Genomic DNA, 24,456 nt, shown 5'->3' on the forward strand with positions numbered 1-24,456 from the left:
CACGCTCAGAGATCTGGCTCGATGTAGCCGCGGAACCAGTGGTCGATCTGGTCGTACGCCCGGTCGCGCACCGGGCGGGGTGAGAGCAGCACGTCGTGGATCGCGTCCTGGATCTTCGCCAGCGTCACGGTGCTGCTGAGGGCGGGCGCACGGCGCCGGACCTGCTTGACGTCGATGACCACGTCCGCGGTGCGCATCTCCTCACGCCACTTCGGACCGATCACGGTGCGGTGCGAGGTCAGCACGAGGATCGGGATGTCGAGATCGAGCCCCGCCCGCAGCTCCTTGTGGCCGGACATGACGGCGTTGACCCAGCCAGGGCGGATCGGGTGCGTGGGCACCGGCCGCCAGCTGGGCTCGATGTACCACTCGCCGTCCTCGTGCTCATTGACCGTGCGGTCGTAGAACGCCGGCGCGGCGATCGGGACCGGCCACCGCGACTGTCGGCGCGCCACCTGCGTGACCACCGGGTGGCTGATCGCCCTCGCCAGGCTCGACCCGTGCATCTCCAGGAACGGCGAGTTCATCACGATCCCGCGGACCGCGCCCGGCCGCCGCTTCGCCCACAACGCGGTGGTGAGCCCGCCCTGCGAGTGCGTGACCAGCACGATCGGCACCGAGGCACCGTGGATGTGACGGATCACGTCCGTGGCCAGGTCGAGATCGCCGTCGTACTCCCCGAGGGACTCGACGAAGCAGGGGGTCTGGTGGGCTCGGATCGAGCGGCCGGACTTGCGCAGGTCGACCGCGTAGAACACCGCCCCGCGCTCGGTCCAGAACTCGGCGAGCTCGGTCTGGATGAAGTAGTCGGACCACCCGTGCACGTACAGCACCGCGAAGCGGGGCCGGCGGGGCAGCGCGGCGCCTCCCGGGCGGTGCCGGATCAGGGTCGTGACGACGGGGCCCTCGTCGTCGTCGGGCTGCGGGAAGGTCCGGGCCTGGAAGTCCTCGCCGAGGATGTCGCGCCCCCACCGGCCCACGGGTGGGGGCGGTGGCGGGGAGGACTCGGGCTGCTCGAGGTCGGGCTCGGGCGTGGGTTCGGGCTCGGGCTCGGGCAGTGGCTTCTCGGGAGCTCGCCGCTTCGGCTTCTTGACCCGGGGGAGCCGCAGCGGTGGCAGGTCGTCGGTCACAGCAGTGGCAACGACGGGCCCAGATCGGGTGTTCCGTCGGAGAGCGCGCTCGGCTGCACCGCTGCCTTGGCGACGGCGGCCGCCCAGGTGAGCCTGCCTGTCGCGGTCGCGATCCACGCGGTGGGGTCGTTGACCTCGATCGCGTACCCGGTGCGCTCCCGGGCGACCTCGATGAGGGCTTCCGCCACGAGGGTGCGAGCGGTGGGATCCACCGGCGTGGGAAGCGGCAGTGCAGGGGCCAGGTCGTAGCCGTGGACCACGAGCTCGATCAGGCGGCTCATGAGGAAGTCGGGCAGCTCGATCGCGCCGCGCCGCGCGAGCACCGGGGCGTCGTCGGGCGCTCCCTCGCGCAGCTCGTCGATGTGCGCGAACGCCGCCTCGGCCATCCGGTCGAGGTGCTCGAGCGGATCGTCGGCGATCGAGGCCGCGAGATCGTGCGTGATCTGGTCGAAGTACCCGGGGTCCGCGGCGGCGTAGGTGGCGAGGTACTCCGAGAGGCTCAGCGGGTCGTGGTCGCCCGGGGGCAGCGGCTGCAGGGCACTGATCGAGTCCATCACCCGGCCGAGGTGCGCGACCAGATCGGCGATGCTCCAGCGAGGCAACGTCGAGGGCTCGGCCGACCTCGGATCGGGCAGCTCCTCGAGCCAGGCGCGCAGCAGGTCCCACTGCTCGCGCAGATCGTTGACCACGGCGTCCAGGGTCGGCATGTGCCCATGATGACGCACGCGCCTGAACGATAGGTTCGCATCATGGTGCGTTGGGCAGTGCTGGGACCTGGTCGGATCGCCGAGAGCGTGGCGCGGGACTTCCCGCACGTGGTCGACGGCGAGCTCGTCGCCGTGGGATCGCGCTCGCTGACGCGGGCGAGCGAGTTCGCCGATCGGTACGGCATCGGGCGGGTGTACGGCTCCTACGCCGAGCTGCTGGCCGACGACGAGGTGGACGCCGTCTACGTGGCCACCCCGCACACCTGGCACTTCGCGCACGGCACCGCGGTGATCGAGGCCGGCAAGGCGCTGCTGATGGAGAAGGCGTTCACCGCGACCCTGCCCGGCGCGGAGCGGCTCGTGTCGCTGGCGCGCGAGCGCGGGGTGTTCGCGATGGAGGCGATGTGGACCCGCTTCCAGCCGGCCATCGTGCGGATGCGCGAGCTGATCGCCGACGGCGCGATCGGGGAGGTGCGCGGTGTGCAGGCAGATCTGGGCGCGGGCCGCCCCTTCGACCCCGAGGACCGGCTGTTCTCGCTCGACCTCGGTGGCGGCACGATCCTCGACCTGGGCGTCTACGTGGTCAGCCTCGCCCAGATGGTGCTCGGCAACCCCACCCAGGTGTTCGTGACCGGCTCGCTGATCTCGACCGGCGTCGATGGCGAGTCCTCGTACCTGCTCTCGTACGGCGACGGTCGCTCCGCGACGTTGCGGGCTGCGTTCTACCAGAGCCCGGGCGCGGCTCGCGTGCTCGGCACCGAGGGCTGGATCGACATCCCGCCGCGGTTCCACCACCCCGACCGCATCGTGCTCCACCGCCCCGGGCAGGAGCCGGAGGAGATCCTCGCCCCGCCGGCCTCGGCCGGGTACTCGCTCGAGGTCGACGAGGTGAACCGCTGCCTCGCCGCCGGTCTCACCGAGTCGGAGATCATGCCGCTCGACGACACCCTCGCCGTGCAGGCGATCCTCCAGCACGCCGCTGACACCCTCGGGGTTGCGCTCGTCGACCACTGATCGTGGCGGTGGGTCCGAGCACGGTCAGATGACGTACTCCGGATCGAGGTCCGTCTCCGGGTCCTCAGCCAGGAAGTCCGTGACGAGCGGACCGAGCTGGTCGAACTCGATCAGGAAGCCGTCGTGGCCGTACGCCGAACGGATCACGTGCAGCCGGCCGTCAGGGACGCCGTCGGCGATCCGCTCGGACTGCTCCGGCAGGAACAGGCGGTCGCTGTCGACGGCGACAGCGAGGGTCTTCGCCGTGATGCCGGCGAGCGCGGAGGCGACGCCGCCGCGATCGCGGCCGAGGTCGTGGGTGAGCATCGACTCGGTGAGCACCACGTAGCTGTTGGCATCGAAGCGGCGCGACAGCTTGCCGGCGTGGTGGTCGAGGTAGGACTGCACGGCGAAACGGCCGCCGCCGCCCAGCGGCTCCTCACCGCCCTGGGGCAGTCGCCCGAAGCGCTCGTCGAGCTCGGAGGCGCTGCGGTAGGTCGTGTGCGCGATCTGGCGGGCGATGCCGAGACCGAGGTGCGGCCCGTCGTCGTCGGCGGCGCCGTAGTAGTCGCCGCCGCGGTAGCGGGCGTCGGCGCGGATCGCGCCGAGCTGGCTGTGCGCCCAGGCGATCTGGTCGCCCGAGGTCTGCGCCGTCGTCGCGATCGCCGCGAGCCTGCGGACCCGGGAGGGGTGCGCGGCGGCCCACTCGAGCGCGCGGTGCCCGCCCATCGAGGCGCCGATCACGAGCGACCACGAGCCGATCCCGAGCCGGTCGGCGAGCTCGGCCTCGGCCGCGACCTGGTCACGCACGGTCACGTAGGGGAAGCGCGAGCCCCACGGCGACCCGTCGGGGGCGGCCGAGGAGGGGCCGGTGGTGCCCTGACAGCCGCCCAGCACGTTGGGAGCGACCACGAAGTACCGGTGGGTGTCGATCGGGCGGCCCGGGCCCACCAGGTCGCTCCACCAGCCGGCCGTGGGGTGCCCGGGCTCGGCGTCGCCGGTCACGTGGCTGTCGCCGGTGAGGGCGTGCAGCACCAGCACCGCGTTGTCGCCGGCCGCGTTGAGCTGGCCCCAGGTCTGGTAGGCCATCGTGACCGACGGCAGCCGACCGCCCGCCTCGAGATGCAGCGGCCCGAGGTGAGTGAACATCCGCCGACCCGGCTCGTCACCCTCGCGCCAGGCGCCGGAGGCCGGGATCGGCCCCATCGGCTGACGCGGGCGGGCGGGGAGCCGCACGGGCCGCACGACGGCGCGCGGGGTACGGGTCCGGTCCCAGGACGGGTTCACAGAGCTCACGGTAGTCACCTCGGGCCGCACGATGTCACGCCGTCTCGACTGCCGTCGTCGAGGAGTCCGCCGTGGCCAGGGCAGCGGTCGCTGCCGCGAAGCCCTTGTCGAGGTCGGCGATGATGTCGTCGATGTGCTCGATGCCCACCGAGAGCCGCACGAGACCAGGGGTCACCGAGCTGGCGGCCTGCTGCTGCGGGGTGAGCTGGCTGTGCGTGGTCGAGGCGGGGTGGATCACGAGCGAGCGGACGTCACCGATGTTGGCCACCAGCGAGTGGAGCTCGAGGCCGTCGACGAACGCCTTGCCGGCGCTCAGACCGCCGTCGATCTCGAACGCGAGCACCGCGCCCGAGCCTTTCGGCGTGTACTTCTGCGCGAGCTCGTAGTACGGGCTCGAGGGCAGGCTCGCGTAGTTGACGGAAGTCACCTGCGGGTGGTTCTCGAGGTACTCGGCCACCTTCTTGGCGTTCTCTACGTGGCGCTCCACGCGCAGCGACAGCGTCTCGAGACCCTGCGTGATGAGGAACGCGTTGAACGGCGCGACGGCGGTGCCCAGGTCGCGCAGCAGCTGCACACGCGCCTTGAGGATGAAGGAGAGGTTGACGCCGAACAGGCCACCCTCGCCGAGGTCGCGGGCGTAGACCAGGCCGTTGTAGCTCGGGTCTGGGGTGTTGTAGTTCGGGAAGCGCTCCGGGTGGGCGGCGAAGTCGAAGGAACCGCCGTCGACGATCACACCGGCGATCGAGGTGCCGTGGCCGCCGAGGTACTTGGTCGCGGAGTGGATGACGATGTCGGCACCCCACTCGAGCGGGCGGACCAGGTAGGGCGTGCCGACCGTGTTGTCGACGAGCAGCGGCACGCCGACGTCGTGCGCCACGGCCGCGACGGCCTCGATGTCGAGGATGTCGCCCTTGGGGTTGGGGATGACCTCGCCGAAGAAGAGCTTCGTGTTCGGCTGCACGGCCGCACGCCAGGACTCCGGGTCGCTCGGGTCCTCGACGAACGTCGTCGTGATGCCGAGCTTCGGCAGCGTGTGGTGCAGCAGGTTGTAGGTGCCCCCGTACAGCGAGGGGGAGGCGACCACGTGGTCGCCTGCCTCGGCGATGTTGAGGATCGCAAGCGTCTCAGCCGCTTGGCCGGAGGACACCAGCAGCGCGCCGACGCCGCCCTCGAGGGAGGCGATGCGGTCCTCGACGACCGCCTGGGTCGGGTTGGTGATGCGGGTGTAGATGGGGCCGAGCTCGGCGAGAGCGAACCGGGCGGCCGCCTCGTCGGTGTTCTTGAACACGAACGAGGTGGTCTGGTAGATCGGCACGGCGCGCGCGCCGGTCTCGGCGTCGGGGGCCTGGCCGGCGTGGACCTGGCGGGTCTCGAAGTTCCAGGGAGTGCTCATGGTCTGTCTCCTGCAGGTTGGTGGACGGCAGTGCAGACGTAGCGCTGACTGGCCGACCCGGTTGATGGGCGGTGCGCACGTGCGCTGCGACGTCCCCGCGACCGCGGAGAAGAACGTCAGGGCATGCCGAACGTGCGCGTCAGCGGCACATTCGGCGGAGGAACATGTCGCTGACGTTATGGCTCGACGGCGGTGCTCACCACCCGTGGACCGGAATGTCTTGCATGGTGAGACTCCGCAGACCTGACGACGGAGCGCCTGGGCACTGCCGGCGGGACCCGCCCCGACGGCCGCACCGATGCCGCAGGGCTCAGGTGCGTATCCGAGCCGGCTGCCACGCCGTGCCGAGTTCGTCCCTGATCGCCGAGTTCGCTGGGAATACCCGCCGAACTCGCCGCTCAGCCACGAATTCGGGGGGAATTGGTGGGGAGCTGAATGACATCGGTGTCATTCCGACTAGCACGTCGTGGGACGAATGTGAATCTTGTGACCGGTGTGTCGCGAGGGTGATTTGTGCATTACGGTGTGGACCGCATGCACGGCGTCAACTCGACACGCCGGTGCAGACGTGATCGATGTGTGTGAGGTGGAAGACGTGCGGCGCAGACTTCTCGGCCCCCTCGGTGTGGCCGCGGCCCTCACCGCGGGTTTCAGCCTCTTCGCCTCCGGCGCGCTCGCAGCTCCGACCGTTCCTACCGACGACGACATCGCCGCCGTCGATGCTGCTGCCGATGACGCCGCTTCCCAGATCGCCGCGCTCGAGGCCGAGCTCGCCACCAACCGGGCGGCCTACGACGCCGCCACGATCGAGGCGCAGATCGCGGCCGAGAGCTACAACGCGGCCCTCGTGGCGCTCGAGGACGCCGAGCGGGAGCAGACCGACGCCGCTGCCGAGGTTGCCGCAGCCGAGACCGAGCTCGACGCCGCCAGCGCCGCGATGGCCGAGCTCGCGATGGCCAGCTACCGCTCCGGAGGCGACCTGGCGCAGCTCGGCTCGCTGCTGTCGGCCGACGGCCTCGAGGACGCGCTCGCCGAGGCGACCACCTACCAGGTGCTCGGCACCAGCACCGCGGCGGCCGAGCAGCGGTACGCCGACGCCGTCGTCGCCTCCGACGTGGCCAACGACCGCGCAGCCGAGGCCGTGACCGAACGCGCGGAAGCCGCCGGCCGGCTCGAGGAGGCCTCCGCAGCCGCCGACCAGGCCGCCGCCGATGCCGCCGCGATCCTCGGTTCCAACGAGGCCCGGCAAGGAGCCCTGATCGCCGAGCTGGCCGCCCTCCGGCAGACCAGCGTCGAGATGGAGCAGCAGCGCCAGGAGGCCGCCGAGGCCGCGCGGATCCAGGCCGAGAACGAGGCCGCAGCGGCCGCGCTCGGCGTCGAGGCGCCGGCTGACACCCCGGCGGCGCCGGAGGCCACCGAGGCCCCGGCCACCCCCGCGCCCACCCAGGCGCCGACCACGCAGGCACCGACCCAGGCGCCGACCACGACGGCCCCGACGACGGCCCCCACCCAGGCTCCGGCACCGCCGGCCCCGACCACCCCGCCGCCGACCACCACCAAGCCGCCGGTGACCACGCCGCCGCCCGCCCCGCCGTCGACCAGCGCGAACGCCGCAGCGCTCGCCTGGGCGAGGACGCAGCTCGGCAAGCCGTACATCTGGGGCGCCGCAGGCCCCAGCGGCTACGACTGCTCCGGGCTGACGATGATGGCGTACGCGAACGCCGGAATCTCGATCCCGCGCACCAGCGGGGCGCAGTACTACGCAGGTGACCTGGTCCCGGTCGGCCAGATGAAGCCGGGCGACCTGATCTTCTACTCGGACAACGGCAGCCCCAGCGGGATCTACCACGTGGCGATCTACGCCGGCAACGGCATGCGGCTGCACGCGCCGTCGGAAGGCAAGAACGTCGAGCTCGTGCCGATGTGGTGGAGCAACGTGCTGCCTTACGCCGCTCGCCCGTGACCTACGCGAGCGCCGTACCGCTGATGCGGTCGACCTCAAGGGTCGGCGTGTGGGTGGTGTCGGTGCCGTCGGGGAAGTCGAAGACCCCGACCATCACCACCATCGGGTAGCGCGGCGGGTCCGCGCATGTGCGCACCGTGGTGCCGTCGACGGCGAAGCGGGCCTCGGCTGCATCCCAGTCCACCCGGTAGGTGTGCCAGTCTGCGACATCGATCGCCAGCCGCGGGGCGTCGAAGTCCTCCCGCAGCCGGGGGTCGCGCAGCGCCTTGATCCCGATACCGATCTCGGCGGACCGCCCCGGGTCGACCGCGGAGCCGAACACCTCGACGACGCACAGCTCACCGGAGTCCTGCGGGTCCTCGTCCCAGCCCGCGAGCCAGAGCGCGGCCATCGAGCGCGGCGAGAGCGACATCCGGCAGCGGATCTCGAGATGGCCGCCGTCGAGCAGCCACCCCCTGAAGCGCGGCTGCTCCTCGCGCACCCGCAGCCCAGTGCGGAACGGCTGCGGCCCGCGGTCACTGCCCAGCGGGCCGGACCAGTCGCCCGAGGCGATCGTCGAGGTCCGCAGCGGCGGCTCATGGGTGTCGCGGCACCAGCGCCCGTGGCCGGGCGGGATCTCGAGCACGAGGCTGCTGCCGGTCATCCGGTACCGCGCGGCGTTCTCGTTGCGCGAGGCCCAGGCCGGCAGATAGGCCGGCGACCAGCGGGCACGGTCGAGGTCGTCATCGCTGAAGGCGTCGACGACCTCGGTGCGCATCAGCCGATGTGCGGCTGCGGGTGGGTGTAACCGGTGTCGATCGCGCGCTGGAAGGAGCGCTTGATCTCGGCCTCGGCCTCGTCGCGGCCGACCCAGTGGGCGCCCTCGACCGACTTGCCGGGCTCGAGATCCTTGTAGACCTCGAAGAAGTGCTGGATCTCGAGCCGGTGGAACTCGGAGACGTCGTCGATGTCCGAGCGCCACGACGCGCGCTGGTCGCCCTTGGGCACGCACAGCACCTTGTCGTCGCCGCCGGCCTCGTCGCGCATCCGGAACATGCCCAGCGCGCGGCAGCGGATCAGACAACCGGGGAACGTGGGCTCCTCGAGCAGCACGAGCGCGTCGAGCGGGTCGCCGTCCTCACCGAGGGTGCCCTCGATGTACCCGTAGTCGTCGGGGTACCTGGTCGAGGTGAACAGCATCCTGTCGAGGCGGATCCGACCGGTCTCGTGGTCGACCTCGTACTTGTTGCGCTGCCCCTTCGGGATCTCGATCGTGACGTCGAACTCCACCGTGCGCCCTCCATGATCTGTCGTGCCTGTTGGCTCCGCGCCCTAGTCTGACGTACCGATGAGCGTGCGTGATACTCGCCAGGTGGCGAAGACTCCTCGACGGCGGCGGTCGCGTGTCCTCCTACCCGTGACCCTGCTGGTGGTGCTGCTGGGCGGGGGGTACGCGGCCGGCGACATCTACGACGTCGTCCCGGGTCTGGTCACGTTGCGGCCGGAGCGGCTGCCGGACCCGCCGTTCCCGCAGCCGCAGGTGCCGCAGCCGGCGGTTCCCGAGGCGGTCGCCGACACCCCCGACGCGCCGCAGCCGGGACCTGACGCCCTCGCCGACCTGCGCGAGAGCCTGCTCGCGAACCCGTCGGTGGGTACCGCCGGTGTGCTGGTCACGGACGTGCTCACCGGCGCCGATCTCGACGCGGTCGCGGCCGATTCCGGCCACGTCCCCGCGTCGACCACCAAGCTGCTGACGGCGGCCGCCGCCGTGGCGGCAGCGGGGGCCGACCACCGGTTCACCACCAGCGTCGTGGCAACCGGCGAGGGCCAGATCGTGCTCGTGGCGGGCGGCGACCTCACGATGGCCGCCGGCGCGGGTGACCCGGGGGCCATCGTCGGGCACGCGGGCCTCGCCGACCTCGGCCAGGCCACCGCGGCCGCGCTGACGGCGGCGGGCACCACCCGGGTGAGCGTCGGTCTCGACGTCAGCTACTACGCCGGGCCCGACATGGCGCCCCGGTGGGACGACATCGACCTCGCCGCCGGGGACGCGATGCACATGGCGCCGATCGCGATCGACATCGGCCGCGTCGACGGCGCCCGCGCGCGCGAGCTCGATCCCGCGGGCGCCGCAGCAGCTGCGTTCGTCGATGCGCTGGTCGCGGCGGGGATCACGGTCGAGGGCGACGTGACGAGCACCACCGCGACCGAGGGCGCCACCGAGCTCGCCGAGGTCTCCTCGGCGCCGCTGAGCGATCTGGTCGCCTACATGCTGCAGCACTCGGAGAACATCCTGTCCGAGGCGCTCGGACGGCTCGTCGCGCACGAGGCGGGCGAGGAACCGAGCTTCCAGGGGGCGGGGGTCGCCGTCGGGACCGTGCTGGGCGGCGAGGGCATCGCCGTCGACGGACTCGTCCTCGCCGACACCTCCGGGCTGTCCTCGACCAACCGGATCTCGCCACGCACCCTCGTCGAGACCTTGACCACGATCGCGAGCCGGCCCGAGCTCGGCTCGGTCGCGCGCGGTCTGCCCGTGGCCGGGCTCGAGGGCACGCTGTCGACCCGCCTCGAGGAGGCTCCCGCCGCCGGCATGGTGGCGGCCAAGACCGGCACGCTGCGTGCGGTCGCCTCCCTCTCGGGCTACGTGACGACCGCTGACGGCCGCCTGCTCGCCTTCGCCGTGCTCATCGGTGACGTGCCGACCGGCGGCGTCGTCGGGGCCCGCGACGCCATCGACGACTGGATCGCCGAGATCGCCGCCTGCGGCTGCTGAGCGGACGTGCACGGTTTCGTGTCGAGTGCGGGTCCGTAGGGTGGGGCTGTGGCGGAGCGGGCGGGTGCGGGTGCGGGCGAGATCGACTGGGACGTCGCGCGCCGGCGCTCGGCTGCGCTGACGCCGGCGGGGCCGGTGGTCGAGCGGGCGGAGGCGGCCGCGCTCGTCGCGCAGATCCGTGCGGCCGCGGGCCGGGCGCCGGCGATCGTCGGTGACGTCACCGGCCTGCACGAGGCTGCGCAGCGGGCTGCCCTGCTGCCGACGTACGTCGTGGACCGCGCACGCTGGGCCGAGGCGAACGTCGCGATGTTCGCCGCGATGATCGGTGACGACCTGCCCCCGCTCGGCGGCTTCGGCTCGGCGCGGCTCGCAGGCGAGCAGCTCGGCGTGCTGCTGTCGCTGCTCGCGAGCCGGGTGCTCGGCCAGTTCGACCCGTTCACCCCCACGCCCGACGGCGGTGGTCGGCTCCTCGTGGTCGCCCCCAACGTGCTGCACACCCAGCGTGAGCTCGGGTTCGACCCCGCCGACTTCCAGCTCTGGGTGTGCCTGCACGAGCAGACCCACGCGGTGCAGTTCAGCGCCGCGCCCTGGCTGCCCGGCCACCTTCGCGAGCACATGAGCTCGCTCACCTCCTCGATGTCCCAGACCAGCGAGGCGTCCGGGCGGCTGCGCTCGCTGCTCGAGGCGCTGCCGCGTGCGCTCGCGGGCGGTCCTGTCGACGCCACGTCCGCCGGGCCGATCATGTCCGCGGTCCTCACCGAGGCCGAGCAGGTCCAGCTCGAGCGGGTGCTCGCGGTGATGTCGCTGCTCGAGGGGCACGCCGATGTCGTCATGGACGAGGCGGGACCGGCGGTGGTGCCGACCGTCGCGAAGATCCGGCGTGCCTTCGAGCGCCGCCGAGACGGCAACGGCTTGCTCGACACCCTCATGCGCCGGCTGCTGGGCATGGATGCCAAGCTCGCGCAGTACCGCCAGGGCGCCGCGTTCGTGCGCGGCGTCACCGGCGCCGTCGGGCACGAGGGTCTCAACGCCGTCTGGACCGGCCCCGAGCAGCTCCCGCTCGCCGGAGAGATCGCCGACCCGGCCGCCTGGGTGCGCCGGGTGCACGGCTAGGGAGGACGGCGTTGGTCGGTCCCGATCCAGCCGTCGCGCGGGTGCGTGCCGGGGTCCGCGGCCTCCTCGAGCGGTTGCTCGCCGAGGGCACGCTCGCCGCGGGTGACCTCGTGCTGGTCGCCTGCTCCGGGGGCCCGGACTCGGTGGCGCTCGCGAGCCAGACCGCGTTCGTGGCGCCGCGGCTGGCCCTGCGCGCCGGTGCGGTCGTGGTGGACCACGGGCTGCGCCCGGACAGCGCCGCGGTGGCCGAGCGTGCCGCCGCCGGCTGCGCGGACCTCGGGCTCGACCCGGTGCAGGTCCGGCGGGTGCCGCACGTGGACCGGGCCACCGAGACCGCCGCGCGGGATGCCCGCTATGCCCTGCTCGCGGCCGCGCGCGAGGAGACCGGAGCCGCTGGGATCCTCCTCGGCCACACCCTCGACGACCAGGCCGAGACCGTGCTGCTGGCCGCCGGCCGCGGCAGCGGAGCACGTTCGCTCGCCGCCATGGCGAAGGTCCGTGACAGCTACTGGCGGCCGCTGCTCGACGTTCGCCGCCGCGACACCCATGCCGCCTGCCGGGTGCTCGGGCTGGGCGTCGACGACGACCCGAGCAACGCCGCCGACGGGCCGTGGCAGCGCGCCGACGGCGGGCCGGTGCCTCGGGCCGCCGTGCGCGACCGGGTGCTGGTGGCACTGGCGGAGGCGCTCGGGCGGGACCCCGCGCCCGCGCTGGCGCGCACGGCGCACCTCGCGCGTGCCGACGCCGACCTGTTGGACACGCTCGCCGAGCACGCCTGGCAGCGGTGCGCCGTCGATCCCGGGGCGAGCGCCGCCGTCGAGCTGGACATCGCGCGCCTCGCTGCCGAGCCCGAGGCGTTGCGCACCCGCGTGCTGCGGCGCGCCGCGCTGGCGGCGGGAGCCCCCGCGGTGGCGCTCCGACACAGTCATGTCCGCGCCCTCGAGGCGCTCGTGACGAGCTGGCGGGGCCAGGGCGCCGTCGCGCTCCCGGGCGAGGTCGAGGGCCGCCGCGACTGTGGCAGGCTTGTGCTCGTCGGGCCAGCAGGGTGCTAGAGCGAACCGGATCGAACCGAGGGGAACGTGGCGTGGACGCCAGCGAGATGGGAAGCGACCTCGAGAAGGTCCTCTACACCGAGCAGCAGATCCAGGACCGGCTGCAGGAGATGGCCGCCCAGATCGATGCCGACTACGCCGGCCGCGAGGTCCTGCTCGTCGGCGTCCTCAAGGGTGCGGTCATGGTGATGGCCGACCTGTCCCGCAAGCTCCAGCTGTCGGTGAAGATGGACTGGATGGCGGTGTCCTCCTACGGGTCCGGCACCAAGTCCTCCGGCGTCGTGCGCATCCTCAAGGACCTCGACACCGACCTGCTCGGCAAGCACGTGCTGATCGTCGAGGACATCATCGACTCGGGCCTCACGCTGTCGTGGCTGGTCTCGAACCTGCGCTCGCGTGGCGCGGAGAGCATCGAGATCGCCGCGATGCTGCGCAAGCCCGACGCCGCCAAGGTGTCGGTCGACGTCAAGTACGTCGGCTTCGACATCCCGAACGAGTTCGTGGTCGGCTACGGCCTCGACTACGCCGAGCGCTACCGGACCCTCCCCTTCGTCGGTACCCTCGCGCCGCACGTCTACGCCTCCTGAGCCGTCGTTCGAGCAGTCGCGGCACACACGCGTTGATGCTCACGGCGAACAGATGCGAACCAAATCGGTGGTTCGTGCGTTGGTCGTATAGCGTCACCGCCTAGGTACCGAGGAAAGAAGGATCCGGCTCGCCCTCCGGGCCGCTATCGACATGAACGTCAAGAAGCTGCTGCGCGGACCACTCATCTGGGTGGCGATCGCGCTCCTGGTCGTCTTCACCAGCTTTCGGCTGCTCGCCGGCGGTGGACCGCAGACCATCGACACGTCCACCGGAATGGAGCTGCTGGAGGGCGACACCCTCACGGCCGTCGAGATCAACGACGGCTACCAGCGGGTCACCCTCAGCCTGAGCGAGCCGCTCACGGTCGACGACGTCGACAAGGGCGAGGTGGTGCAGTTCTACTACGCCTTTGCGCAGGCCGACGACGTGGCCGACGCGGTCGCCGACGCGCGCGCCGACGAGCGGTTGCCCGATGGCTACAACTCGGTGGTCCCGCAGCCCTCGATCTGGTCCTCGATCCTGCCGCTGCTGCTGACGGTGCTGCTGCTCGGTGGTCTGTTCTGGTTCCTGATGTCGCGCGTGCAGGGCGGCGGCAACCGGATGATGAACTTCGGCAAGTCGCGCGCCAAGCAGGTCACCAAGGAGATGCCCAAGGTGACGTTCGCCGACGTCGCCGGTGTCGACGAGGCGGTCGAAGAGCTGGGCGAGATCAAGGACTTCCTCTCGGACCCCGCGAAGTTCCAGGCCGTCGGGGCCAAGATCCCCAAGGGCGTGCTGCTGTACGGACCCCCCGGAACCGGTAAGACGCTGCTCGCCAAGGCGATCGCCGGTGAGGCGGGTGCGCCGTTCTACTCGATCTCCGGTTCGGACTTCGTGGAGATGTTCGTCGGTGTCGGTGCCTCCCGGGTGCGCGACCTGTTCGAACAGGCGAAGGCGAACGCGCCGGCGATCATCTTCGTGGACGAGATCGACGCCGTCGGTCGGCACCGCGGCGCCGGGCTCGGCGGCGGTCACGACGAGCGCGAGCAGACGCTGAACCAGCTCCTCGTGGAGATGGACGGCTTCGGCGGCAACCAGAACGTCATCATGATCGCGGCCACCAACCGCCCCGACATCCTCGACCCGGCGCTGCTGCGCCCGGGTCGCTTCGACCGCCAGGTGGCGGTGGAGGCACCCGACCTGCGCGGTCGCGAGGAGATCCTGCGGGTGCACGCCAAGGGCAAGCCGATGGCACCGAACATCGACGTCCACATGGTCGCCAAGCGCACGCCGGGGTTCACCGGTGCCGACCTGGCGAACGTGCTCAACGAGGCCGCGCTGCTGACCGCCCGCATGGGACGCGACCAGATCGACAACTACGCGCTCGACGAGGCCATCGACCGCGTGATTGCCGGTCCGCAGAAGCGCACCCGTGTGATGAACGAGAAGGAGCGCAAGCTCACCGCCTACCACGAGGGCGGTCACGCCCTGGTGGCGGCAGCGCTGCGCTACACCGACCCCGTCACCAAGGTGACGATCCTTCCCCGCGGCCGTGCGCTCGGTTACACGATGGTGATGCCCGCCGAGGACAAGTACTCCGTGACCCGCAACGAGCTGCTCGACCAGCTCGCGTACGCGATGGGCGGCCGGGTGGCCGAGGAGATCGTCTTCCACGACCCGAGCACCGGCGCCTCGAACGACATCGAGAAGGCCACCGGGACCGCGCGCAAGATGGTCAAGGAGTACGGCATGAGCGAGCGCATCGGTGCGCTGCGCATCGGCCAGGCCGATGGCGAGGTGTTCCTCGGTCGGGACATGGGGCACCAGCGCGAGTTCTCCGAGGAGGTCGCCGGGGTCGTCGACGACGAGGTGCGCCGCCTCGTCGACGCCGCCCACGACGAGGCCTGGGAGATCCTCACCGAGTACCGGCACGTCCTCGACGACCTCGCGCTCGCGCTGCTGGAGCGAGAGACGCTCAACCAGGAGGAGATCGCTGAGGTCTTCAGGCCCATCGAGAAGCGGCCACCGCGGCCGGTCTGGCTCTCCAGCGTGCACCGCACGGTGAGCGAGATCCCGCCGGTGCAGTCGCCGAAGGAGATCGCCAGCGGCGCGCCGCGGATGCTCCCGCAGGACCAGGCCGCGGCCGCCGGGAACGACGAGAGCCCGGCCACCGAGGTGCGCGAGACCCCGCCCGACCAGCCGATCGACTCCCAGGGCTGATCGCCGATGTCCGAGGAGTCCGAGGTCAACGGGCAGCTGGGGTACGACGAGGACGCGGCGATGGCGGCGGTCCGTGCGCTGCTTGTCGCACTCGGCGAGGACCCGGAGCGGGAGGGGCTGCTCGAGACTCCGCGCCGGGTGGCGCGCGCCTACCGGGAGGCGTTCTCCGGCCTCGGGCAGGAACCCGCGGACGTGCTGCAGACCTTCTTCGAGATCGAGCACAACGAGCTCGTGCTCGTCCGTGACATCGAGGTCTACTCCACGTGCGAGCACCACCTGCTGCCGTTCCACGGCGTCGCCCACGTGGGCTACATCCCCGGCGAGGACGGTCGCGTGACCGGGCTGAGCAAGCTGGCGCGCCTCGTCGACGTCTACGCCAAGCGGCCCCAGGTCCAGGAACGCCTGACCTCCCAGGTGGCCGACGCCCTGATGCAGCAGCTCGGTGCCCGTGGCGGCATCGTCGTGATCGAGTGCGAGCACCTGTGCATGTCGATGCGCGGGGTCCGCAAGCCGGGCTCGCGCACGGTGACCTCGGCCGTGCGTGGCTCGCTGCGCGACCCCACCACGCGCGCCGAGGCGATGAGCCTGATCACGCGTGCGTGAGAGGGTTGACCCGTGAGCGCCGTCGACCCTGTTGCCACGAGGGTGATGGGGATCGTCAACGTCACGCCGGACTCCTTCAGCGACGGCGGTCAGTGGCTCGACCCTGAGCTCGCGATCGCGCACGGGCGCCACATGCTGGATCAAGGCGCGGACATGCTCGATGTCGGTGGCGAGTCCACCCGGCCGGGCGCCACGCGTGTCGAGGCGGCGGTCGAGCTGGACAGGGTGCTGCCGGTGGTGCGCGGGCTGGCGGGTGAGGGTGCCGAGGTCAGCGTCGACACGATGCGGGCCTCGGTCGCCGCGCACGTGCTCGACGCCGGCGCCCGGTGCATCAATGACGTCTCCGGCGGGCTCGCCGATCGCGACATGCCGCGCCTGATCGCCGAGCGGGGCTGCGACGTCATCATCAGCCACTGGCGCGGCCACTCGGACGTGATGGGGCAGCGGGCCACCTACGGAGACGTCGTGGCCGAGGTCTCCCGGGAGCTGGCCGCGCGCGTGGACGCCTTCCTCGGCGCCGGCGTGCGGCGCGAGCAGATCGTGCTCGACCCGGGGCTGGGGTTCGCGAAGAACGGGCAGGCCAACTGGCAGCTGCTGGCGCACGTCGAGGCGCTGATGACGGCGAACTTCCGGGTGCTGGTGGGTGCCTCCCGCAAGCGGTTCCTCGGTGAGCTGCTCGCGCACGACGGCGTCCCGGCACTGCCGACGTACCGCGACGGCGCCACCGCGGCGGTCTCGGCGCTGATGGCTGAGCGTGGTGTCTGGGCGGTGCGGGTGCATGACGTGGCAGGCTCGGTGGACGCAGTGCGGGTCGCCACCGCGGTGCGCACGGCGCGTGCCGGTTCCGGCGGCGGTACGAACTCGAGCAGGTCGGGGACAGGAGAGCTGACATGAACGACGTCATCAGGCTGATCGGTCTGGGCGGGGTCGGGCGGCACGGTGTGCTGCCCGAGGAGCGCCGCGCGGGCCAGCTGTTCAAGGTCGACGTCATCATGGCGGTCGACACCCGCGCTGCTGCCGAGGGCGACGACCTCGACCTGACGGTCAACTACGCCGAGGTGGCCGCCGACGTGGTCGGCCTCGTCGAGGGTGAGCCGGTCAACCTGGTCGAGACCCTCGCGGCCCGCATCGCCGACGCCGTGCTGGCACGCGCAGCCGTGCAGAGCGTCGAGGTGACCGTGCACAAGCCGGAGGCGCCCGTGGGCGTGCCGTTCGACGACGTGCAGGTCACGATCGTGCGCGACCGCTCCACGGCCGATCTCGCGCCCGCCGCGCAGGAGCCGGTGGTGGCAGCCGCGCCCGCCATGGCCCCGGCCGCTCCCGCGGCTGTCGCTGCCGTGCACGAGCCCGAACCGCAGCCGGAGGGCCGGCCGACCGATCTCGACGCCGAGCCCGACGAGCCCGTCGAGGTCGTGCTCGGCCTGGGTGGGAACGTCGGCGACGTGCGCGCCACGCTGCGCCAGGCGATCGACGACCTGGCAGCCACCTCGATCCTCGAGGTCGTCGACGTGGCCCCGCTCGCGAAGACCGCCGCCGTGCTGCAGCCCGATGCCGTCTCGCAGCCCGACTTCCTCAACACCGTGGTGGTCGTGCGCACGAGCGCCTCGCCGCGCGCGGTGCTCGCCGTCGCGCACGAGATCGAGAACGCGCACGGGCGGGTTCGCGAGCAGCGCTGGGGCGAACGCACCCTCGACATCGACATCATCACCTATGGCTCGGTGTCCAGCCCCGATCCGGAGCTGAGCCTGCCGCACCCCCGCGCCAACGAGCGGGCGTTCGTGCTCGTGCCGTGGTCCCACATGGACCCCGATGCGTTCCTGCCCGGCCTCGGCGGCGGTCCGGTGGCCGTGCTCGCCGACACCGCACCGGACCGCGACGGAGTGCGGTGGCTGGCGCTGGACTGGTACGAGCAGCGTGGGGCACTGCCGGAGCCCGCACCGGTCCCCGCCCCGGCGCCCGCGGAGGCCGAGCCGGAGGCGGAGGACCTCTCGACGTCACGCGTCGACACCGGGAACGCCGGCGGCACGCCGGTCGCCCTCGCCGAGCCCGAGCAGGCGTCGATCCCGGAGCCTGCGCCCTGGGTGCCGCAGCCGGTCCCGGAGCCGACCCCGCAGCCCGAGCCGCTGCCGACCCCAGAACCCGAGCCGGAGCCGATCCCCGAGCCCGGGCCCCTGCCCCTGCCCCAGCCCGAGCCGATCCCCGAGCCCGAGCCCGGGGCCCTGCCCCAGCCCGAGCCGATCCCCGAGCCCGAGCCCGGGCCCCTGCCCCAGCCCGAACCGGCGCCCGCGCCCGCGCCGGAGCCGGTGGTGCCGACCCCCGAGCCCACTCCGGCGCCGATGCCGCAGCCCGAGCCCGAGCCCGTTCGTGAGCAGGAGCCCGACCCGGCACGGTTGGCGCCGCCGGTCCTGCCGACCCCGCCCGCCCAGCCGGCCCCGGACCCGGTGCACCGGCCGGCGGGCGAGCCACGGCCGCTCAACCCGTGGGAGCAGCCTGTCGAGCCCGAGAGCCCGCAGCGGATACGCCCGCGCTGGGAGCCGATCCGCCGCGAGGACACCGAGGAGTAGCTTGTGAGCGAGCCGGACCCCGGACTGCGGGTGCGGTGGTCAACGCTGGGGGCGGTCTTCCTCGTCGTCGGCACCCTGAGCGCGGTCGCGCTGCGCTGGTGGCAGAGCCGAGGCGGTGACCTGCCGCTGATGCCGCTGGCGCTCGCGCTGCTGCTGGGGCTCGTCGCAGCGACCACGCTGCTGCTCGGGCTGCGGGTGAAGCGCTGGGTCGGTCGTGGCGAGCTGCTCGACGGCCCCGGCGCCACCCGCACGCTGGTGCTGGGGCAGACCGCCGCGCTCGCGGGCGCGGCCGTGGGCGGCTACCTCACCGCCTCGCTCGCGCTGGCCGCGATGCGGCTGGAGGCGCCGGACCCGCGTGCGGTGGCCGTCTCCTCCGGGATCTGCCTGCTGGCAGCCGTCGCGATGACGGTCGCGGGCATGATCACGCAGTGGTGCTGCAGGGTGCCGCCCGACGACGACGACGGCGACGGCCTGTTCGCCGACCGCGCCCCGCCACCAGCACACTGATCAGCAGGGGAGAATGGCCGTATGGAGTCAGCAGCGTTCGACATACCCGGTGTGACCTGGAGCAGCGTCTCCGACAAGCTGATCGGGGTGCGCCGGCTGACCACCGGGATCTGGCTGGGCCTGCCGCTGGTCATCGCCGCGGTCCCCGCGGTGATTTTCGGCGGTGCCGTGTGGATCGCGCCGGCCGTGTTCGCGGCGTTCCTCGTCTGGGCGTTCTGGCTGATCCCGCGGCAGGTCCGCGCGATCGGCTACGCCGAGCTCGAGGAGGACCTGCTGATCCGCAAGGGCGTGATGTTCCGCTCGATCGTGGTGGTGCCCTACGGCCGGATGCAGTTCGTCGACGTCCAGGCCGGCCCGCTGACCCGGCGCGCCGGGATCGCGCAGGTGCAGCTGCACACCGCGTCGCCCGGCACCGACGCCGCGATCCCGGGCCTGCCCGAGGCGGAGGCCGCGCGGCTGCGTGACCGGCTGTCCGAGGCCGGCGAGGCGAGGCTGGCCGGCCTGTGACCGCTCCTTGGAGCCCGCCTCCTGGTGTCCACGCGCCCGGCGAGCAGCCGCCGCCCGGCGTGCAGCCGCCGCCCGGCGTGCAGCCGCCGCCGGACGCGCCCGAGCACGCGACCGCGCCGATCGAGTGGCGCCGCCTGCACAAGGTGACGCCGCTGCTCAACGCGTGGAAGGCGGCCGCGGTCCTCCTGGGCATCGCCGTCTGGAACTACAGCGAGGCGCTCGCCGAGCTCGAGCTGCCGGTGCTGCAGAAGGCCCTGTTCGTCATCGGGGCGATCGTGCTGGGTGCCCTGGTCGGCCTGGGCTACGGCGCGCTCGCCTGGCGGCGCACTCAGTACGGCATCAGCAACGAGTCCGTGTTCCTGCACTCCGGGGTGCTCTGGCGGCAGCAGCGGCACGTGCGGCTGGACCGGTTGCAAGCCGTCGACGTCACGCAGCCGTTGCTCGCGCGCCTCTTCGGGTTCTCCTCGCTCAAGATCGAGTCCGCTGGAGGGGCAGGATCCAACCTGACGCTGTCCTACCTGACCGACGACGAGGCGCAGCGCGTCCGCAACGAGATCCTCGCTCGCGCCGCCGGCGTCAAGCAGCGTGAGCAGCCCGAGGGAGGCCCGCCGGTCGAGGCGGAGGCCGCCCCGGAGCGACAGCTCCTTGAGCTGTCCTCGGGCCGGCTGCTGGCCTCGTTGCTCCGTTCGGCCGGCGTCATCATCGCGGCGCTCGCCGTCGTCGCGGTGGTGGTCGCCGTGATCGTCACCGACACCTTCCGGTACGCGGCGGGCTCGATCGGTGGCGTCGTCGCCGCAGCGGGCTACGTGTGGTCCCGGTTCGCCGGCGAGTTCTCGTTCCGCATCGGCATCTCTGCCGACGGCATCCGCCTGCGGCACGGGCTGCTCGAGGCCAAGGCCCGCACGGTGCCGCCGGGCCGGGTCCAGGCGATCTCGCTCTCCCAGCCGCTGCTGTGGCGCGGCAAGGACTGGTGGCGGCTGCGCATGAACGTCGCCGGCTACGGCGGCGAGACGGGCCAGGACGCCACCACGGTGCTGTTCCCGGTGGCCACCACCCAGGAGGTGCGGCAGATCCTGCCGCTCGTGCTGCCGGACCTCGGCACCGACTCCCCGGTGGAGACGCTCGACGCCGCCCTGACCGGTACCGGGGAGGACCACGGCTTCGTGACCACCCCGCGCCGGGCGCGGTTCCTCGACCCGTTCGCCTGGCGCCGGCAGGGCATCCGCGTCACCCGCACCGCGGTGCTGCTGCGCTCGGGCGTGTGGTGGCGCTACCTGGCGATCGTGCCGCACGAGCGGACGCAGTCGCTCGGGATCAAGCAGGGCCCGGTGGAGCGGCGCGTCGGTCTCGCCGACCTCGAGTTCCACTCCACCACCGGACCGGTGCTCTCCAAGGCCTACCACCTGGACGTGGACGTCGCCCGCGAGCTCCTTCTCGACCTGGCCGAGCGGAGCCGGGAGGCTCGCCGCCACGCCGCTCCCGAGCGGTGGATGGCGCAGGCGGAGCAGCCCGTGGCGCCCGCGTTCCTGCGAGCTGGCTACGCGGGGGTGCTGCCGAGCACGCCGGACCGGAGCGCGCAGTGACCGGCCGGCCCGGCCGGCTCGGGGTGGGCGTGGTCGGTGCCGGCCGCGTGGGCGCTGTGCTCGCCCACGTGCTGCGCAGCGCCGGGCACGCCGTGATCGGCGCCAGCGGCGTCTCCGCCGCGAGCCGGGACCGGATCGCCGAGCTGCTGCCCGGTGTGCCCGTGCTCGAGGTCGAGCAGGTCGTGGAGCGCGCCGAGCTCGTGATGCTCACCGTGCCCGACGACGCCCTGGCGCCCCTCGTGCAGGGCCTCGCCTCGCTCGGCCGGTTCCACGAGGGCCAGATCGTGCTGCACACCGCAGGTCGCTACGGGACCGAGGTGCTCGCGCCCGCCCGCGCGGCCGGCGCGATCCCGCTCGCGATCCACCCGGCGATGACGTTCAGCGGCACCGCCTCCGACGTGGCACGCCTGACCGGTGCGCCGTTCGCGGTCACGGCCGAGGAGGCCACGCTGCCGATCGCGCTCGCGCTGGTCGTGGAGCTCGGCGGTGAGCCAGTCGTGCTGCCCGAGGAGGCGCGGGTGTGCTACCACGCGGCGCTCTCGCACGCCTCGAACCATCTCGTCACGCTCATCGCGCAGGCCCGCTCGGTGCTGGCCACGATCGACGGCGTGGACCCCGCCGTGCTCGGACCCCTTGCCCAGGCGGCGCTCGACGGCGCCGTGCATCGCGGTGACGCGGCGCTGACCGGTCCCGTCTCGCGCGGCGACGCGGGCACGGTCGCCGAGCACCTCGAAGCCCTCTCCGGCGTCGGCGGCCAGCCCGACCTGCTGCCCAGCTACCAGGCACTCGCGACCGCGACGGCGGAACGCGCCTCCCGCGCCGGGCGGCTGTCCGCAGCCCAGCTCGCCGAGGTGCTGACCGTCCTCGACGGCCACGCGACCCGCCCAGGCGGCGCGCCGCCCCGGCTGGTCAGCACGATCGCCGAGCTACGGGCCGCGCTCACCCGGCGCCGCCGCGCCGTCGTGATGACGATGGGCGCCCTGCACGAGGGCCACCTGGCGCTCGTGCGCCGCGCAGCGCTGCTCGCCGAGGAGGTCGTGGTCACGATCTTCGTCAACCCGCTGCAGTTCGGGGCGGGGGAGGACCTCGAGCGGTACCCGAGGACGCTCGATGCCGACCTGGCCAAGCTGACCGAGACCGGCGTCGTCGACATCGTGTTCGCGCCGTCGGCAGCCGAGCTGTACCCCGACGGCGCCCCGCTCGTCACGCTCAGCGCAGGCCCGATGGGCGAGGTGCTGGAGGGCGCCTCGCGCCCCGGGCACTTCGACGGTGTGCTCACCGTGGTCAGCAAGCTGCTGCACCTGACCGCACCGGATGTCGCGATCTTCGGCCAGAAGGACGCCCAGCAGCTTGCGCTCGTGCGCCGCATGGTGGCCGATCTCGACCTGGCCGTCGAGATCGTCGGCGAGCCGACCGTGCGGGAGCCGGACGGGCTCGCCCGCTCGAGCAGGAACGTGTACCTGAGCGCCGCGGAGCGCCAGGCCGCGCTCGTGCTCTCACGGGCGATGCGGGCCGGCGCCGGCGCTGCCGCGGGTGGCCCGCAGGCGGTCCAGGACGCGGCGCAGGAGGTGCTCGACGGCGCCGGCGACCTGGTCGAGGTCGACTACCTCGCGCTCGTGGACCCCGCCACGATGCGTGCGCCGGAGAGCTCGGATGGGACCAACGCCACACTGCTTCTGGTGGCTGCCAGGGTCGGCCCGACTCGGCTGATCGACAATGCGATGATTGACTATCCCGGTGAGTAGCGGCAGCGGTAGCACAGAGCACGACGACCAGACCTCGTCCCTCCCCGAGCAGTACCGCGTGCGCCGGGAGAAGCGGGACCGGCTGCTCGCCGAGGGGCGCGAGCCGTACCCGGTCGCGGTCCCGGTCACGCACACGATCGCGCGGGTCCGTGCGGAGCACCCCGATCTCGAGCCCGGTGCCGAGACCGACGACGTCGTGGGCGTCGCCGGGCGCGTGGTGCACCTGCGCAACACGGGCAAGCTGTGCTTCGTCACGCTCGCCGACGGTGCGGGCGAGCGCCTCCAGGTGATGCTCTCGCTGGCCGAGGTCGGGCAGGAGGAGCTGGACGCGTTCAAGTCCGACGTCGATCTCGGCGACCACGTGTTCGCCCATGGCCGCGTCATCTGCTCCCGCCGCGGGGAGCTCTCGGTCTTTGCCGACTCCTGGCGGCTGGCCTCCAAGGCGCTGCGCCCGCTGCCGACCCTCCACAAGGAGAGCTCGGAGGAGGCGCGCGTGCGGCAGCGCTACCTCGACCTGATCGCGCGCCCAGTGGCGAGGGACATGGTCAGGGTGCGCTCCGCCGTCGTGCGATCGATCCGGTCCGAGCTCCATGAGCGAGGGTTCACCGAGGTCGAGACCCCGATGCTGCAGACCCAGCACGGAGGGGCCTCGGCACGGCCGTTCATGACGCACATGAATGCCTACGACATCGATCTCTACATGCGGATCGCGCCCGAGCTGTTCCTCAAGCGAGCCGTGGTGGGGGGCATCGAGCGGGTCTTCGAGCTCAACAGGATCTTCCGGAATGAGGGTGCGGACTCCACGCACTCTCCCGAGTTCGCGATGCTCGAGTCCTACGAGGCATATGGCGACTACATGTCTGTCGCAAGGTTGACACGTGAACTTGTTCAGGCGGCGGCCATGGCTGCATTCGGGACGACGGCGGTCACTCTCGCGGACGGCACGACATACGACGTGGGCGGCGAATGGCCGCAGCTCGACATGTACACGGTGACCTCGGAGGCTATGGGCGCGACTATCACGCCCGATACTCCGCTCGCAGAGTTGTTGACGCACGCGGATGTGGCCGGCCTGAAGATCGATCCCAAGCACGTCATCGAGGGGAAGGTCGCCGAGCTGCTCTTCGAGCATTATGTCGGTGACCATCTGCACGAACCGACATTCGTGCTCCACTACCCGGTGGACACCTCGCCGCTGGTGCGGGCGCACCGCAGCAGGCCGGGCGTCGTGGAGAAGTGGGACCTGTACGTGCGCGGTTTCGAGCTGGCCACGGGCTACTCCGAGCTCGTCGACCCGGTGGTGCAGCGGCAGCGCTTCGAGGCGCAGGCGCTGCTCGCCGCCAAGGGCGACCACGACGCGATGCGCGTGGACGAGGACTTCCTGGAGGCGATGGAGCACGGGATGCCACCGATGGGCGGCATGGGTATGGGGCTCGACCGACTGCTCATGGCCCTCACCGGACAAGGCATTCGCGAGACGATCCTATTCCCGTTGGTGAAGCCGCGATGAGCGAGATTCTTGCGGCAGTGGTGCCGCCGATCGTGGTGCTCGCGTTCTTCGTCGTCGTGATTCGCGGACTCGTCCTGGCGGACCGGCGCGAGCGAGTCGCGCGGCAGAAGATCGACGCAGAAATCGCCGAGCGTCGTGCCAAGAAGAACGAATCCGAAACGCCCTCCTGATAGGGCGCGCCAATGGCACGCTTTGACATATCGCGTTCAGCAGTGCAAGGATTTCGGTTCCTGGTAGCGGAGATCGACTTCGAACGCTTC

Annotated in this window: 22 protein-coding genes; 16 read left to right on the forward strand and 6 right to left on the reverse strand. The window is 72.1% G+C overall.

Translation table 11 applies throughout. From position 1 onward, the window contains the following. Positions 1-5: 5 nt before the first annotated feature. Positions 6-1,130, reverse strand: a complete 1,125-nt coding sequence (locus GPA03_RS08435; protein ID WP_241681171.1) for an alpha/beta hydrolase — start codon at positions 1,128-1,130, stop codon at positions 6-8. Further along, a complete protein-coding gene (locus GPA03_RS08440; protein ID WP_156251556.1) occupies positions 1,127-1,837 on the reverse strand; it encodes a maleylpyruvate isomerase N-terminal domain-containing protein in 711 nt (236 codons plus the stop codon). The genes GPA03_RS08435 and GPA03_RS08440 overlap by 4 nt, the downstream gene beginning before the upstream one ends. Positions 1,838-1,879: 42 nt before the next feature. Here GPA03_RS08440 and GPA03_RS08445 point away from each other — a divergent pair, with 42 nt between their 5' ends. After that, entirely contained in the window at positions 1,880-2,851 is a 972-nt protein-coding gene (locus GPA03_RS08445; RefSeq protein ID WP_156251557.1) for a Gfo/Idh/MocA family protein, read from the forward strand. A gap of 24 nt (positions 2,852-2,875) precedes the next feature. Here the strand turns inward: GPA03_RS08445 and metX are convergent, their stop codons facing one another. Both metX and GPA03_RS08455 read right to left on the reverse strand, forming a co-directional pair. Next, positions 2,876-4,036, reverse strand: a complete 1,161-nt coding sequence (metX, locus tag GPA03_RS08450) for a homoserine O-acetyltransferase MetX (protein WP_156251982.1) — start codon at positions 4,034-4,036, stop codon at positions 2,876-2,878. 115 nt (positions 4,037-4,151) lie between these two features. After that, positions 4,152-5,510 carry a bifunctional o-acetylhomoserine/o-acetylserine sulfhydrylase gene (locus tag GPA03_RS08455; RefSeq protein ID WP_156251558.1) on the reverse strand — a complete coding sequence of 453 codons (1,359 nt, stop codon included), beginning with the start codon at positions 5,508-5,510 and terminating at the stop codon, positions 4,152-4,154. Between the two features lie 595 nt (positions 5,511-6,105). Here GPA03_RS08455 and GPA03_RS08460 point away from each other — a divergent pair. Continuing rightward, the gene (locus GPA03_RS08460) at positions 6,106-7,473 is read left to right on the forward strand and encodes a C40 family peptidase (RefSeq protein WP_156251559.1); all 1,368 of its coding nucleotides are present in this window, start codon (positions 6,106-6,108) and stop codon (positions 7,471-7,473) included. Between the two features lies 1 nt (position 7,474). On the opposite strand, the gene GPA03_RS08465 is transcribed toward GPA03_RS08460, so the two are convergent. Both GPA03_RS08465 and GPA03_RS08470 read right to left on the reverse strand, forming a co-directional pair. After that, positions 7,475-8,230, reverse strand: a complete 756-nt coding sequence (locus tag GPA03_RS08465) for a glycoside hydrolase family 16 protein (RefSeq protein ID WP_156251560.1) — start codon at positions 8,228-8,230, stop codon at positions 7,475-7,477. Then, positions 8,230-8,742 (reverse strand): inorganic diphosphatase, encoded by a 513-nt coding sequence (locus tag GPA03_RS08470; RefSeq protein ID WP_156251561.1) that lies wholly within the window; start codon positions 8,740-8,742, stop codon positions 8,230-8,232. The genes GPA03_RS08465 and GPA03_RS08470 overlap by 1 nt, the downstream gene beginning before the upstream one ends. A gap of 127 nt (positions 8,743-8,869) precedes the next feature. Here GPA03_RS08470 and dacB point away from each other — a divergent pair, with 127 nt between their 5' ends. The 14 genes from dacB (at position 8,870) to GPA03_RS08540 (ending at position 24,366) form a co-directional block, all read left to right on the forward strand. Then, on the forward strand, positions 8,870-10,225 hold the full coding sequence (gene dacB / locus GPA03_RS08475; RefSeq protein ID WP_162458307.1) for a D-alanyl-D-alanine carboxypeptidase/D-alanyl-D-alanine endopeptidase: 1,356 nt from the start codon (positions 8,870-8,872) through the stop codon (positions 10,223-10,225). A 48-nt stretch (positions 10,226-10,273) separates the two neighbouring features. Continuing rightward, positions 10,274-11,338, forward strand: coding sequence for a zinc-dependent metalloprotease (locus GPA03_RS08480; protein WP_156251563.1), 1,065 nt, complete (start codon positions 10,274-10,276; stop codon positions 11,336-11,338). A gap of 11 nt (positions 11,339-11,349) precedes the next feature. Then, entirely contained in the window at positions 11,350-12,390 is a 1,041-nt protein-coding gene (gene tilS, locus GPA03_RS08485; RefSeq protein WP_156251564.1) for a tRNA lysidine(34) synthetase TilS, read from the forward strand. 47 nt (positions 12,391-12,437) lie between these two features. Beyond that, entirely contained in the window at positions 12,438-12,977 is a 540-nt protein-coding gene (gene hpt, locus GPA03_RS08490) for a hypoxanthine phosphoribosyltransferase (protein ID WP_421958414.1), read from the forward strand. Positions 12,978-13,128: 151 nt separating this feature from the next. Then, positions 13,129-15,177: an ATP-dependent zinc metalloprotease FtsH gene (gene ftsH, locus GPA03_RS08495; RefSeq protein WP_156251566.1), complete on the forward strand. Its 2,049-nt coding sequence runs from the start codon at positions 13,129-13,131 to the stop codon at positions 15,175-15,177. Between the two features lie 6 nt (positions 15,178-15,183). Next, a complete protein-coding gene (gene folE, locus GPA03_RS08500; RefSeq protein ID WP_156251567.1) occupies positions 15,184-15,780 on the forward strand; it encodes a GTP cyclohydrolase I FolE in 597 nt (198 codons plus the stop codon). Between the two features lie 45 nt (positions 15,781-15,825). Next, a complete protein-coding gene (folP, locus tag GPA03_RS08505; RefSeq protein ID WP_156251983.1) occupies positions 15,826-16,674 on the forward strand; it encodes a dihydropteroate synthase in 849 nt (282 codons plus the stop codon). Beyond that, positions 16,671-18,344 carry a 2-amino-4-hydroxy-6-hydroxymethyldihydropteridine diphosphokinase gene (gene folK, locus GPA03_RS08510; RefSeq protein ID WP_156251568.1) on the forward strand — a complete coding sequence of 558 codons (1,674 nt, stop codon included), beginning with the start codon at positions 16,671-16,673 and terminating at the stop codon, positions 18,342-18,344. The genes folP and folK overlap by 4 nt, the downstream gene beginning before the upstream one ends. A gap of 3 nt (positions 18,345-18,347) precedes the next feature. After that, the gene (locus tag GPA03_RS08515; protein WP_156251569.1) at positions 18,348-18,851 is read left to right on the forward strand and encodes a DUF3180 family protein; all 504 of its coding nucleotides are present in this window, start codon (positions 18,348-18,350) and stop codon (positions 18,849-18,851) included. Between the two features lie 21 nt (positions 18,852-18,872). Continuing rightward, positions 18,873-19,358, forward strand: a complete 486-nt coding sequence (locus GPA03_RS08520; RefSeq protein WP_156251570.1) for a PH domain-containing protein — start codon at positions 18,873-18,875, stop codon at positions 19,356-19,358. Further along, positions 19,355-20,941, forward strand: coding sequence for a PH domain-containing protein (locus GPA03_RS08525; RefSeq protein ID WP_241681173.1), 1,587 nt, complete (start codon positions 19,355-19,357; stop codon positions 20,939-20,941). The genes GPA03_RS08520 and GPA03_RS08525 overlap by 4 nt, the downstream gene beginning before the upstream one ends. Further along, positions 20,938-22,686, forward strand: a complete 1,749-nt coding sequence (panC, locus tag GPA03_RS23100) for a pantoate--beta-alanine ligase (protein WP_162458308.1) — start codon at positions 20,938-20,940, stop codon at positions 22,684-22,686. Before GPA03_RS08525 ends, panC begins: the two co-directional genes overlap by 4 nt. Beyond that, positions 22,679-24,196, forward strand: a complete 1,518-nt coding sequence (gene lysS / locus GPA03_RS08535) for a lysine--tRNA ligase (protein WP_206673492.1) — start codon at positions 22,679-22,681, stop codon at positions 24,194-24,196. Before panC ends, lysS begins: the two co-directional genes overlap by 8 nt. After that, positions 24,193-24,366, forward strand: a complete 174-nt coding sequence (locus GPA03_RS08540; protein ID WP_156251573.1) for a hypothetical protein — start codon at positions 24,193-24,195, stop codon at positions 24,364-24,366. The genes lysS and GPA03_RS08540 overlap by 4 nt, the downstream gene beginning before the upstream one ends. Positions 24,367-24,456 lie beyond the last annotated feature (90 nt).

It is taken from the genome of Pseudactinotalea terrae, assembly GCF_009733845.1.
Classification (GTDB): Bacteria; Actinomycetota; Actinomycetes; order Actinomycetales; family Beutenbergiaceae; genus Pseudactinotalea; species Pseudactinotalea terrae.